The sequence below is a fragment of the Agrobacterium sp. SOY23 genome, assembly GCF_027212525.1.
Lineage (GTDB): Bacteria > Pseudomonadota > Alphaproteobacteria > Rhizobiales > Rhizobiaceae > Agrobacterium > Agrobacterium tumefaciens_I.
Map to the genome: position 1 here is coordinate 1 of NZ_JAPWDT010000020.1, position 12,719 is coordinate 12,719.

General features: G+C 54.7%; 11 protein-coding genes. 6 read left to right on the top strand and 5 right to left on the bottom strand.

The features are described from left to right. Positions 1-398: 398 nt before the first annotated feature. A complete protein-coding gene (locus tag O3S81_RS26355) occupies positions 399-1,385 on the top strand; it encodes a LacI family DNA-binding transcriptional regulator (RefSeq protein ID WP_269347832.1) in 987 nt (328 codons plus the stop codon). A gap of 143 nt (positions 1,386-1,528) precedes the next feature. Continuing rightward, positions 1,529-2,233, top strand: coding sequence for a GntR family transcriptional regulator (locus O3S81_RS26360; RefSeq protein ID WP_269347833.1), 705 nt, complete (start codon positions 1,529-1,531; stop codon positions 2,231-2,233). 202 nt (positions 2,234-2,435) lie between these two features. On the opposite strand, the gene O3S81_RS26365 is transcribed toward O3S81_RS26360, so the two are convergent. The 5 genes from O3S81_RS26365 to O3S81_RS26385 all read right to left on the bottom strand — a co-directional run bounded on the left by O3S81_RS26365 (position 2,436) and on the right by O3S81_RS26385 (position 8,048). Then, complete coding sequence (locus O3S81_RS26365) at positions 2,436-3,392, bottom strand: carbohydrate kinase family protein (protein ID WP_269347834.1); 957 nt, start codon at positions 3,390-3,392, stop codon at positions 2,436-2,438. Positions 3,393-3,528: 136 nt separating this feature from the next. Further along, entirely contained in the window at positions 3,529-4,464 is a 936-nt protein-coding gene (locus tag O3S81_RS26370) for a sugar-binding transcriptional regulator (protein WP_269347836.1), read from the bottom strand. 85 nt (positions 4,465-4,549) lie between these two features. After that, the gene (locus tag O3S81_RS26375; protein WP_269347838.1) at positions 4,550-5,539 is read right to left on the bottom strand and encodes an ABC transporter permease; all 990 of its coding nucleotides are present in this window, start codon (positions 5,537-5,539) and stop codon (positions 4,550-4,552) included. Positions 5,540-5,557: 18 nt separating this feature from the next. Continuing rightward, positions 5,558-7,048: a sugar ABC transporter ATP-binding protein gene (locus O3S81_RS26380; RefSeq protein WP_269347840.1), complete on the bottom strand. Its 1,491-nt coding sequence runs from the start codon at positions 7,046-7,048 to the stop codon at positions 5,558-5,560. A gap of 52 nt (positions 7,049-7,100) precedes the next feature. Continuing rightward, the gene (locus O3S81_RS26385) at positions 7,101-8,048 is read right to left on the bottom strand and encodes a substrate-binding domain-containing protein (protein ID WP_269347841.1); all 948 of its coding nucleotides are present in this window, start codon (positions 8,046-8,048) and stop codon (positions 7,101-7,103) included. 358 nt (positions 8,049-8,406) lie between these two features. On the opposite strand from O3S81_RS26385, the gene O3S81_RS26390 reads away from it, so the two are divergent. The 4 genes from O3S81_RS26390 to O3S81_RS26405 all read left to right on the top strand — a co-directional run bounded on the left by O3S81_RS26390 (position 8,407) and on the right by O3S81_RS26405 (position 12,615). After that, positions 8,407-9,444, top strand: coding sequence for a zinc-dependent dehydrogenase (locus O3S81_RS26390; protein WP_269347843.1), 1,038 nt, complete (start codon positions 8,407-8,409; stop codon positions 9,442-9,444). Continuing rightward, entirely contained in the window at positions 9,441-11,111 is a 1,671-nt protein-coding gene (locus tag O3S81_RS26395) for a glycerol-3-phosphate dehydrogenase/oxidase (protein WP_269347845.1), read from the top strand. The genes O3S81_RS26390 and O3S81_RS26395 overlap by 4 nt, the downstream gene beginning before the upstream one ends. A 33-nt stretch (positions 11,112-11,144) precedes the next feature. Beyond that, positions 11,145-11,849 carry a hypothetical protein gene (locus tag O3S81_RS26400; protein WP_269347847.1) on the top strand — a complete coding sequence of 235 codons (705 nt, stop codon included), beginning with the start codon at positions 11,145-11,147 and terminating at the stop codon, positions 11,847-11,849. 133 nt (positions 11,850-11,982) lie between these two features. Next, positions 11,983-12,615 (top strand): hypothetical protein, encoded by a 633-nt coding sequence (locus O3S81_RS26405; protein ID WP_269347848.1) that lies wholly within the window; start codon positions 11,983-11,985, stop codon positions 12,613-12,615. The last annotated feature ends 104 nt before the right edge of the window (positions 12,616-12,719 follow it).

A 12,719-nucleotide genomic window follows, 5' to 3' on the forward strand; every position in this document is an offset into this window, starting at 1 on the left:
CGAAAAATTTTCACCCCGCGGGTATCTGTCGAAAGGAGTCGAATTGCATCGTCAGAAAGGAGGATTCATAGGCGGTACCTCAATAGGAAGAGCGGTAGCCACCTGATGGGGGGAAGTAAAATTCTGTTATCTAATGCACTCACATAAGATACGGCCAGCAGACCTCAATCCTTTATCTCCCGACATGACCTGTCGAGTGGATGTGTGTTTGGTCTGCGCTTCCACGGTCTGGTCCCTCGGCATAGTTTTCCGGGCAGATTTGAGACATCGCAAGCCCGGATTTCGATAGTAAGCTCGTGGCTCACGTCTACCCTATCTGTTAAGCGTTTGGTCGGTTATGATCGAGTCTTGCTATGTGGTTTTGATACCCGAGGATTCGTATTCGAGTTTTTTCCAACATGACCAAACCTCCAACAGTACATGATGTGGCCCGCCTTTCTGGAGTGTCCACTGCAACGGTCTCTCGATATTTCGGAGGCAAAGCGGACGCAATCGCGCCACAGACGCTTGAGAAAGTCAAAAAAGCTGCTGAAACGCTAGGGTATACGCCTTCAGAAATCGGTCGTTCGCTTCGTCTCGCGCAAAGCAGAGTGGTCGTGATGATGGTTCCCGACGCAACCAACCACTTCACGGCGGACGTGGCATCTTCGGTGGAAAAAGCTTTGAAAGAAGTTGGCCTTTCGATGGTTTTGGCAAACGCATCGGAGGATGCCGAACAACAGGATCGCCTCCTTGTGGACGCCCTGGGATTGCGAGCAAGGGCAATCGTCTTGCAAGGCGCGATTGATACGCCGCGCCTTCGAGAAATTTGCGCTCGTCAGAATAATGTAATTTTTGTCAACCGCCGTCCAGCGGATGGCATCATCGCGCCCTATGTTGGTGTGGACAATTATGCAGCAGGTCTTGCCGTCGGAAAGCACTTCTTAGAACGTGGATATCAAAATTGCGTCGCACTTCACGGCCCGAAATCCTATTCTGGCAGCACCGAGCGGCTGGAAGGTTTCATCGCCGGTTTAGGCAAGTCTGGCAAGGTCGAACAGCTCGAAGGGAATTACACCATGGAATCCGGCTACGAACGTGGCCGGGCCCTTTTGACTTCGTCGAGAGCGAAGCAATCCATCTTCTGCGGCAACGACATGATCGCTTATGGTGTTCATCGCGCGGCGATGGAACTGAAGTTAAGGGTACCAGAAGATCTCATCCTAATGGGATTTGATGACAACCGGCTAAATGAATGGCTAGCTCCTTGGCTATCGACAGTCACTGTGCCCGCCGCTGATTTTGGCCCCGCAATCACGCGCTTAATCATCCACCCTCCCGCCGCGACGACCGCAAACCTGGATATTCTGGTCCCATTTGCGATCAAATATCGCAGTTCGGCATAGGGCGGGCGGCCGCAGCCGTTCTGTCGCCTAAATCATCAAAGTTAGAATCGACATCTAGACGCGGGCCAAGCTTAGGGTATGCTGCTATGTAATCGTTAACATAGCTCACAAGTTGTTTGTCAGCTTTTGCCAGCAAGGCTGCAATGAAAGTCCGTTCAGAAACCTATGACGAATCGTCCTTGGTCGACACGATCGTTGTCCGCATACGCGGCATGATGGTTGACGGGGAGTTTCGTGCCGGCGAAAAGCTCCAGGAAAACGCCGTGGCAGCTCGATTGGCGGTTTCACGCAACACATTGCGCGAAGCATTTCGCTTGCTAACTGCACAAGGGTTGCTCACACATATACCCAACCGTGGTGTATATGTTACCGCACCGGATGAAGCGGGTATCATTGATATTTTCAGGGTACGGACTGCGCTTCAAACCCGGGCTCTTCAACTCGCGTACAAAACACATCCCGGTGTTAGCCTGATGAGAAATGCCGCAGAGGCTGGTGAGCGGGCGGCCAGCCTATCGGATTGGAAAACTGCGGCAAAACTTAACCTTGAATTCCACCGCGCGATGGTCACCATATGCGACAGCCCTCGAATTAGCAGCGCTTTCGATCTCGCGTCGGCTGAGTTGAGTCTCGTATTCGGCCGGCTTGATGATATGGCAAGTATTCATGGCCCATTCTTGCCTCTTAATACTCAGATCACGTCTCTCATCGACGCTCAGGATAATTCTGCAGCATTGACCCTGCTTGAATCTTACCTGCTGAAATCGGAACGCACCATTCTCGGAGCTATTCAACGGACAAAAAAGGAATTCAATACTGGCCTCGTCAAGTTCGCCGGTCCTTATTGAAAGACCGTCTGTGCCAGCCCAAGAGCATTCCCCTTACCGGTCGCCCAGCGCGACGCATCGCGAATGTTGACGAATTGTGTGTGAAGCATCGAGCGCGGGCCGCGGAGCCATGTTGCAGCAGAGGGCGGCCTCGCGCTAAACCATTGTTTGCGCGAATGGATGGCCGCCCAGCCGTAAAAGTCGGACAGTAATCGGTATTGCTCTAAGCGGCGTGACATGTCCTGAATTGCGCGCGCTCCAAAAAGGCAAAGGTCGTCTCCAGGTCAATAATGCCTGCCTGGCTGCCAAGGCCGGACGCATTGAGGGCGGAAGAAGCCTGTCCCAGGCGGGTTGCCTCCTCAGGATTAAGGCCGCTGACAAGACCCGCAGCAAAGCCGGCGTTAAATGCATCACCGCAACCACATGTGCAGACAACGTCGATGTCGAAGGCCGGCATATGGAAGTGCGTGCCGTTGATGTGATGATAATATGCGCCATGCTCTCCCATGGTCATCACCGTACATTGCACACCGAGATCGTTGAAATAGCGACCGATATCTTCCTTTGTGTGTAGGCCGGAAAGCGCCTGGGCTTCTTCGATTGAAGGAATGAAGTAATCGGTGAAGGGCAGAAGGCCGGCGACATTCACCATGTCCTTTTTGTCTGCGGCGAAAACATCCAGTGTCGTAATGCGGCCGCGGCGCTTTGCTTCCTTCATGAGACGGAAGCTGCGCTCACCATCCATGCGGTCCATCAGACCGGTCCCGCCCATATGAACGACCTTTGCATCCAGAATTTTGTCGTAGTCCTCTTCGGCAATTACGAACGCTCCGGTCGCACCACGCATGTGCAGCGCAGGGCGCTGCCCGTCAGGTCGTGTCGTCACAATGGACGACGACGTACCCACGCCTTTGCAAAGCTGCATCATCGACGTATCAACGCCAAACTGGTTCAGGCGACGGATGACCCAGTCTCCCATCAGGTCGTCACCAACGCCGCCTACGGCAAGAACCTTCATTCCGTATTTCGCGGCGACAACGGCCGCGGCACCTGCCGCCCCTGACACGGCCATCGTCAGTTCTTCGATGAAATAAGTATTCCCCCCCGGCGGAATTTCGGTAACCGGCCTCCCCAGGCAATCGAATGTATAAAATCCTATCGAGGTGTAGTCATACGTCATAATCTTTTCCTCCCGAAAAGCGCCCCCTGACGTTGCCTCACGTCAGACTGGCGTCAATAAACCTCCCTTGCGGCGAACCACCGTGGATCGCCACAGGCCATAAACCCGAATTTTTGAACGCCTCCCGTTCGGCCCGCTAGTCGTCGAGCAACCGCTCTCCGATCTGCTCGTCTGTCAAAATCACGTGCGGTGAGAGCAATTTCATGGCCGCCTTAAAGACAGCGAGCTTGTGCCATCCGCCCGAGGCCAGCACGATCTTGCGCGCGGTTCGCAGCGATTGCGGGTCCACCGCAACCACCCTTCTGTTGACATCGTGATCCACAATTTTTCCGTCTGCATCGATGAACCTGCAAAGAATGTCGCCTATGGCGCCGGCACGCTGCAACGACATCATTTCCTCCTTCTCCAGCAAGCCGTAGCTGACGAAGGTGGACGACGGCGACAGGTCTCCGACACTGACAATCGCCACGTCGAGATTTTCCGAACGCCGGAATACCTCCCGGATACCGGGATGTGTCAGTAATGCTTCGCGGGTCCGCTCGTCTGGTGCGAAGACCGGTGCTGCAATCAGGTAACTTTCAGCCGAGAGCCTGTCACCAAGCCGCCAGGCAAATTCGGATGGATTAAACTTGCTGACCTTCGTCAGTCCGCCGAGCAGCGACACAACCGAAACGCCCGCATCCTGCTGTTGCGGGATAGAGGGAAGACACGAGCTTAGCGTTTTTCCCCATCCCAGCCCGATCGTCATGTTTTCGCTCAGGATATCCGTAAGATACTCCCCGAGGACGGTGCCGATGATTTCCGGCACCATGTCCGGCTTCTGCGGCATAGGCACAATGATGGCGCGCTCGATCCTGAATTTTCGCTCCAGTTCGCGCTCCAACGCAACACAGTGACTGTGCTTGGAAAGCACGCGTATCTGCACCGTCCCGTCGAGCCGGGCGGCAGCCAGCATTCGAAGTACGCGGGTGCGGGTCAATCCCAGTTCCTGAGCGACCTGATCCTGGGTGAGCCCTTCCTTGTAATAGAGCCAGGCGGCCCGCGTCCGCAGATCATCGTGAAGATCAGACATCAATTCCCACTCTCTATTCGAAATTGTTCCAGTCTGCCTATAAATGACCGAGCATTCGATTGCCATAAGTCGGTGACACCCGGACTTAATCACGACGACGGAAGAGGTCGACCAATACGGCGATCAGAACGACACCGCCGACGATGACGCGCTGCCAGAAACCGGAAACATTGAGAAGTACCGTTCCGTTTGCAAGCACCGTCAGCAGCATCGCGCCCAGCATGGTGCCAACAATCGATCCTTGCCCACCGCGCAGACTCGTGCCCCCAAGGATTGCTGCCGTGATCGCGCCCATAAGCCATCCCTCGCCGACCGACGGCTGGCCCGCATCCATCCGGCTTGCGAATAAAACCCCGGCAAGGGCCGCGAACATACCGGCGAGGCCGAAAACGATGAACTCGACGAACTTTACCTTGATACCGACTAACACCGCCGCATCGCGGTTGCCGCCAACGGCAAAGATATTGCGGCCAAACTTGGTCTGGGTGAGAAGCCAGACCAGGACCATTCCGGAGAAAAGAAACACAAGCACCGGGATTGGAACGGACAGTATTTCCCCCTTTCCGAAGAAACCAAATGTTTCACCAAGCGGCCTGATGGGATAGCCCCTGGTGATAACCATCGTCAGGCCGGCGAAAATTTCCCAGGTTGCAAGCGTCACGATGAATGGATTGAGACGCAAACCCGCAACGAAAAAACCGTTGACCAAACCGAGACATAGACCGAACGCCATCGTCAGAGGGATAACCATATAGGGGTGGACACCGAACATGGTGAGCAGCACGGAACCGACGATAGCGGACAGACCAGCCGCCGCACCGACCGACAGATCGATACCCCCGACAAGCAGGACAAGCGTTTGCCCCAGCGCGACCAGGCCGACAAATGCTGCCTGCCGTGCGACCACGGACATGTTGTAGGAAGACATGAAATTGTCTGTCGCCAGGGAGAGGACCACCATCAAGGTAACGAGTGCAACAAGAATACCGCTGGCTTCCCACTGCCAGAATTTTGCCAGAAGGCCAGGGTTCCTGGCCTTGGCGGGAGTGGATGTAACACTGATATCGTTTGTCATTGGTAGACCTTCCGGTGCCTAGCTCATGGCAAGCTGCAGGAGTGTCTCCTGCGTCGCATTTGCAGCGCTGGGAATTCCCTTCACTTTGCCTTCATGCATGACGACGATGCGGTCGGAGACATCGAGTACTTCTTCAAGCTCGGAGGAGATGAAGACGATCGAAAGCCCTTCCCTGTCGGTAAATCGCCGCAGCTCGTTTTGAATTTCGAATTTTGCCGCGACATCGATGCCGCGCGTCGGCTCGTCCATGATCAGGACTTTGGCATTGCGCATCAGCCATCGACCGATGATGACTTTTTGCTGGTTACCACCGCTAAGGCTCGTAATCGGATCCGACCGCGACGAAAGCTTGATGCGAAGCCGCTGGATGAAGCCATCCACTTCGCGTAAAAGATCGGATGTGCGGATATGCAACGCTGAACCGAACCGGTCGAGTGATGGCATGCTCATGTTTTCGGTAATGCTGAGGAGGGGAAAAATTCCCTCTTGCTTCCTTTCTTCCGGCAGGTACGCAAGGCCTCTGGAGATACAATCAAGCGGGCTGCGATGATCGAGCCGTTCACCGAAAAGCTCGACAGTGCCGCTGTCAGCTTGGGTGAGACCAAAAATGCATTTTGCCACCTCGGTACGGCCTGCGCCGATGAGCCCCGAAACACCTAGGATTTCACCCCGGTGCAGATTGAAACTGACGTTTTCAAACTCACCATGACGCGTCAGACCCTTGACCTTCAGCACGATATCGCGGTTTTCCATATTCTTGTGCGGCGCCGGATTTCCCCGCCCAACAACGCGCCCCGCCATCTCGCGCACCATTTCCTCCTTGGTTGTTATCTTGGGATCGAGTTCGCCAACATAGGCACCATCCCGTAGCACGCTGATCCGATCGGAGAGCTCCAGAACTTCGTCGAGCCGATGGGAGATATAAAATATGGCGCCGCCGTCACGCCGAAAGCGCCGGATGTAATCAAACAGTTTTTTGGTTTCGCGCGAGGTCAAAGTGGCGGTTGGTTCATCGAGAATGAGAATGCGGGCGGACGTCGCCGCCGCCCGGGCAATTTGCACTAGCTGCTGCTGCGCTTTGCTCAACCGAGAAACCTTGCTCCTCGTATCAATCGACTCATCGATTTCCAGCAAGTGCCGAATGGCCGTTTCCCGCGTCTTCCTCCAGTTGATGGATGCCCAGGAAACTTCATGGGCACCCAGCACGATGTTCTCCGCTACTGTGAGATCGGGCACGAGATTGATTTCCTGCGGGGCGATGCTAATACCTGCTGCCTGCGCATCGAGCGGTTCGCCGAAAACGATCTGCTCTCCATCGCGATGAAGTGTTCCCGTCGTCGGCCTGACCTTACCGCAAAAAATGCTCATCAGCGTACTTTTGCCAGCGCCGTTTTCACCGATGATGGCGTGAACCTCGCCTTTGCCGATCCCGATCGAAACACCTTTCAGAGCATGGACAACGCCATACGATTTCCGGATATCGCGGGCTTCAAAGATATATTGTGCCATAGCGTTGCCTCCAGAGCGGTGCGCGCAAGGCGCGCGCCGCCTGATTCAGGATTTACTTGCAGTCGTCCTTGGTGATGAACCGGGAGCCGGTATCGTGGAGCATCGGTATCGTATGGTTCTGGTTGACCGCGACGAGGTATTTGACCGTCCAGTAACCCATGTCCCACTGGCGCTGCGCTTTGAGCGCAGTGATCGTGCCATCACAAACAGCATCGACGGCTTCCGGCAGATCGTCCATACCGACGATCGCAACCTTGCCCGCAAGGCCCGCATTTTTCACTGCACGGGCAGCACCGATTGGGTTGGAGGCGTTGGAGCCGAAAATGCCGGCGATGTCCGGATTGGCCTGAAGGGCATTTTCGGTCAGCGTGACCGCATCTTCAAGGATGTCATTGTCCGGTTGTTCAAATACGATCTTTACGTCGGGATAAGTTTCAAGCGCCTTCTTGAAACCCTGAATACGCTCGACGTGGTCTGAAGCCGTCAAGCTGCCCGCGAGGATGCCGACCTTACCCTTTCCGTTCAGATGCCTGGCAAGAAACTCGCCAAGATCAAAGCCATCCTGGTAGCTGCTCTTCGGACCAACGAACGGAAACTTGTCGTCGCAGAAAGAATTGAATGTTGTGACGTTTACTCCCGCCGCTTTCGCCTCCTTCAGAAGCTGAACATTGGTTGCCTGATCGAGACACGCAACAGCAAGGCCGTCCGGCTTGCGACCGATATTGGCTTCGATACGCTGGTTCTGGTCAGTAATGTCGGCCTGCGGCGGCTGATCCCAGATGATGTTGATCTTGATGCCGGACTTGGCGAATTCCTCCGCCGCGAATTTGCTTCCTTCAGCAACGACGTCATACCAAGGGTGAATGACCTTCGGAATGAAAACAAACGTCAACTCCTTGTCGATCGGCCTGATCAGGTCTTGCTGGCTCTGGGCATAAGCACTTGACGCTACTGCGGCCGACATCACGCCAGCACCCATCATGATCTTGGACAGTTTCATTTCCAACCTCCCAGTTGAACTATTGGCTTGCCACATGGCCCGGCCTGGTTCGTCTTTCTGACTGCCCTCTCCTCAGAGCCGTCCACGTCGTCCTCTTTGAGTGAAGAGAACATTTAATTTCTTATAAACATAAATGTTCATCATCTCGTGTGATTGTCAACCACTTTCCCGAGACCTCAACTGAATGCCATTCAACTAATTGTTTTAAAATAATTAAATCTAGAATCTACTCAGCGCAGGTGAGCATTTTGTGCGCCATTTTCACATTTGAAAAAAGGTAACAGGCAAATTATCAGCCAAAATAGTTGCATAAATGTTTTTGTAGAATAACATATGTTCAAATTTCAGGAGAATCTCAATGAAAGCTGGCTTGCTCAAGGCACCCAACGAATTGCTGCTTGAAACCGTTGCCGACCCGGTACTCGCGGAGGGGGATCTGCTTGTCCGCGTCAGGGCTGCGACGGTGTGCGGTACCGACATCCGAATTTTCCGCGGGAAGAAAACGACAGGCGTGCGCTATCCGTCGATTCTCGGGCACGAATTTGCCGGTGAAATCGTAAGCAATGGTGGCCACAACCATTTTGCCTGCGGCGACGCCGTCGCCGTGTGCCCCGCCATTCCATGCGGGAATTGCGACTACTGTAAACGCGGCTATGAGAATATCTGTCAGAACCTCACCGCAATCGGTTACGAGATCGACGGAGCTTTCGCCGAATATATCCGGATACCAGCAAGAGCGATCGAAACCCGTAACGTCTTCAAAATTCCTCCGACAGTGAGCTGGGAGAAGGCAGCACTCGTTGAGCCTCTCTCCTGCGTATTGAACGGGCAGGAAAAAATCGGGATCGAAGTTGGCGATACTGTTGTTATTCTGGGCTCCGGCCCGATCGGTTTGCTACACGTCAAGCTGGCGCGTCACTCCGGCGCTTACAAGATTATCGTGAGTGAACCAAGCGCCTCCCGACGTGAGGCCGCGATCGCCGCGGGTGCAGATATCGTCGTAGACCCCGTAAACGAAAATCTGCAGACAATCGTCCGTCAACACACGAAGCAACTGGGGGCCGACAAGCTTATCGTAGCAATCGGTGTGACGAAACTTGCCAACGATGCTCTCTCCCTCGTGCGGCACCGTGGCAAAGTCAGCCTGTTCGCCGGGTTTTCGGCCACTGATATGGCAACCATGGACGTCAACCTCATTCACTATAATGAACTTGTCGTCACCGGCTCCTTCGGGCTGAATCGCCTGCAGTTCGAGAAATCGCTCAACATGATAGCCGCAGGTCAGATCGAGGTAGAGTCGATGCTGACCCACCGGTTCGAATTAAAGGATATAAACGCAGCACTCGAGACTGCGGAAAAGGGGAGCGCCGTCAAGGTTGCTGTCGTCAACGCATGACGAACGCTGCGACCCGGCTCGATACGCTGAAAAGGCATTATTCGGTGCTTATCATCGGTGGCGGCATCAACGGTTGTGGCCTCTTTCGCGACCTGACTGCCCAGAGCATAGACTGTCTCCTGGTCGACAAGAATGATTTTTGCTCCGGTGCAAGCGCTGCCCCGTCACGCCTTATCCATGGCGGGATCAAATATCTGGAAACCGGCGAGTTCCGGCTCGTTCGGCAATCGGCAAGAGAGCGGAACCTGCTGCTGAAAAATGCGCCGCACTATGTGAAGCCGCTAGAGACGGTGTTGCCGGTTTATTCGTGGTTTGGAGGCATTCTTCCCTCGGCCAAACGGTTCCTGCAGCTGAGGGCGTCCCTGAACGATCGCGGCGCGATTATTACAGAATTCGGCTTGAGGCTTTATGACCTGCTTGGACGACACTTCCAAACCATGCCCAACCACCGCATGCTTTCGCGGCACTCGATTGCGTCACTGATGCCTGAGCTGACAAAACGGGTCGTTGCCGCCGGCGTCTACTATGAGGGACGCATCACGCATGCGGAAAGACTGGGACTGGAACTGCTTCTGGACGGGATGCAGGACAATCCAGACGCCCGCGCACTCAATCACGTTTCGCTATCGGGAAGCGGAAGCGGCGGCATTGTACTAACGGATGAGCTCCACAAGAAAAGCGTCACCGTGACTGCGGATATCGTGATCAACGCGGGTGGCGCCTGGATCGACGTCATCAACGGCAAGCTGGGCGTCGCCTCAAGGCATATGGGTGGCAACAAAGGCTCTCATCTGATTGTTCGCAACAAACGGCTTTACGAAGCGCTTGGCGGCCGGATGATTTATTTCGGCTCCGCTGACGGACGCGTCAATCTGCTTTATCCCTTCATGGGCAATGTGCTGATTGGCGCAACCGACATCCCGGTTGACGACCCCGACACGGCAATTTGCGAGGATACGGAGAGGCAATATCTTTCCCGCGTGACACGCGAAGTTTTCCCCGAGATCGAAATCCCGCAAGACGACATCGTGATGACCTATTGCGGTGTCCGACCCCTGCCACGGAGCGACGGCCTCGATCCCGGATCAGTCAGTCGCGATCACTCAATCGCACGCGATTTCATGCCCGACGGACGCACCCCCATCTATTCCCTCATTGGCGGTAAATGGACGACATATAGAGGCTTCTCCGAAGAAGTCGCCGACCTTGTCCTCGGCTTGCTTCGTCGGGAAAGGTTGCGGTCGACCCGGGATTTGCCAATCGGCGGTGGGCGAGACTTTCCGACTGATGAAGCAGACAGTCATCGCTTTAATACCGAACTATCAAGGATGACGGGCTCGCATGACAGGGCGGTCGATCTTCTTTATCGCTATGGGACAAGGTCAATATTGATTGCAAGTGAACCAGGCGATATCCGGCTACGATCACTCCCTTCTTATAGCTGCTCTGAACTCACCTGGATTTGCCGCAACGAAAATGTCGGCAGGCTGACAGACCTCTTGTTTCGCCGGACGGATATTGCGCTATCGGGCCGTCTTTCGGTTGGCGTGATCGCCGAAACGGCTGAAATTGCGGGCGATGCGCTGGGCTGGAACGCGGAACGACGGCAGAATGAAATCGACGCGACTTTGCAAGTATGCCATTCTCACGGCATGGCGATTGCGTAACGTCAAGCAGGTAGTCCGGGAGGAACGAATTTCATGCATTTGTCCGTTGCCAGAGAACTGAAAAAGAGCGTAGGTGACCAGTTGCGCGGAGTGCGCTATCTCGTCCGTATGCTGGGATCCAACGCGCAAAGACCGTATCTGGCACCACCCGCTCTTCCCGACGCTCTGCCGGAAATCGACCGTTTTTTGGGCAAGACCTTCCGTGCTGTCGACAATGTCATGAGCGCCGTGGAAACCACTGTTCGTCCATCAACCGCCTCCTTTCGCGGCTTCGTTCCGCTGGAGGACTATTTGCGCCCTCACGACGATGATGCGCTTCAGAACGATATATATCGCGGTCTGAAGGCGACAGTCTCTATTGCGCAATCCAACCAGCTGGTCTTGAAGGGCCGCGTCGCAGATGTGCAGGCGGATATGGCGGCAAGCCGCATCTTGTCCGGCCGCCGTGAAGAACGTTGTGCGGAATTCCTGCGTGCACTGGCGCGCCGCAGCCCTTTGGTCGATATTCGTGGCGATACAAGTTCGTCAATCGTTCTGAAACACTACATCGCGCTCGCCCTTCTCTTCGGGCTTGCAGACAAGGACCGCCCTTTGGAGGAGGATGCACTTTCTCTGCTGGAGGATGCTTTTCTGCTCGCCAATACGCGCCTGAACGTTGTCACGGAAAATCTAAAACCGGAAAAGTCTGGTGACACGCTTGTATCGACGCTGGGCGTTCTTTTGGACCATCTGGCGTAAGTGTACAATTGACCTGAAATAGAGATGTTTGTACACATAAGAATCGTCTCTGTGACGTCGCGATTGTGGGTATTTTCTTCCTTCGCTCCATTGCCGACCAGTCAGAGAAATGCTGCCTTCACGAGGTGCCAAGATGGAAATCCTTACGCAAAACGAGATGAACGCGTTGCCGGATCTGGGCCATCGGCTTCGCCAGCTCCGCTGGTTTCGCCGTGCATTTGCATCGTGCGTCGAGGCGCTCGACAAACGCTATGGTCTGAAGACCAAGGTCGATGACGAGATGCTTGCCAAGATCTTCATCGACTGGGCGGAAACCATTGAACAGAAGAAGCGGCTGGCTCTCATCAACCGGTCTGACTTCATCAAATTCTCAGGCGGAAAGATGCTCCAGGAGTTGATTAAAGCTGACCCTGCATCTGTGCAGCTTCCTTCGCTTCGTCAGGGTGATCTACCGGAGACCATAGCATTCTGGCCCGAGGGGTTTCTTTACACCAATTTCTGTGTCAGCGCCGTCAGCGTCGTTCACCTCCAGGAACTGGGCGAAGCCCTTACCCTCTCGGATTGTGTCGATGATTTGCGGACATGGTGGTCGTTTCGTGAGAATACGCACGAGATACCGGCCTACGCCATCGCGTTTCTGGACCGATTTTTCGGAGCGGAGCCGAACTGGACTTTTCCGGAATTGCCTGAGGCCCGCGCGGCGATGATGGAAGCCGCCTCACACGAGAAACTTCTCTCGTCTGATGAAAGAACCGGTATCGAGTAAACGACAATCCGATAAATAGGGGATCGATTTACTGACCCGCCCGTACCTTCCTTACCGCCCTGAGCCGCTCGAAATCATCACCCGCATGGTGGGAAGAGCGAGTA

What these genes read in the sequence shown, in the direction of transcription:
- O3S81_RS26355 (WP_269347832.1), top strand. Translation starts at nt 399, where the DNA reads ATGACCAAACCTCCAACAGTACATGATGTGGCCCGCCTTTCTGGAGTG.
- O3S81_RS26360 (WP_269347833.1), top strand. Translation starts at nt 1,529, where the DNA reads ATGAAAGTCCGTTCAGAAACCTATGACGAATCGTCCTTGGTCGACACG.
- O3S81_RS26365 (WP_269347834.1), bottom strand. Translation starts at nt 3,392, where the DNA reads ATGACGTATGACTACACCTCGATAGGATTTTATACATTCGATTGCCTG.
- O3S81_RS26370 (WP_269347836.1), bottom strand. Translation starts at nt 4,464, where the DNA reads ATGTCTGATCTTCACGATGATCTGCGGACGCGGGCCGCCTGGCTCTAT.
- O3S81_RS26375 (WP_269347838.1), bottom strand. Translation starts at nt 5,539, where the DNA reads ATGACAAACGATATCAGTGTTACATCCACTCCCGCCAAGGCCAGGAAC.
- O3S81_RS26380 (WP_269347840.1), bottom strand. Translation starts at nt 7,048, where the DNA reads ATGGCACAATATATCTTTGAAGCCCGCGATATCCGGAAATCGTATGGC.
- O3S81_RS26385 (WP_269347841.1), bottom strand. Translation starts at nt 8,048, where the DNA reads ATGAAACTGTCCAAGATCATGATGGGTGCTGGCGTGATGTCGGCCGCA.
- O3S81_RS26390 (WP_269347843.1), top strand. Translation starts at nt 8,407, where the DNA reads ATGAAAGCTGGCTTGCTCAAGGCACCCAACGAATTGCTGCTTGAAACC.
- O3S81_RS26395 (WP_269347845.1), top strand. Translation starts at nt 9,441, where the DNA reads ATGACGAACGCTGCGACCCGGCTCGATACGCTGAAAAGGCATTATTCG.
- O3S81_RS26400 (WP_269347847.1), top strand. Translation starts at nt 11,145, where the DNA reads ATGCATTTGTCCGTTGCCAGAGAACTGAAAAAGAGCGTAGGTGACCAG.
- O3S81_RS26405 (WP_269347848.1), top strand. Translation starts at nt 11,983, where the DNA reads ATGGAAATCCTTACGCAAAACGAGATGAACGCGTTGCCGGATCTGGGC.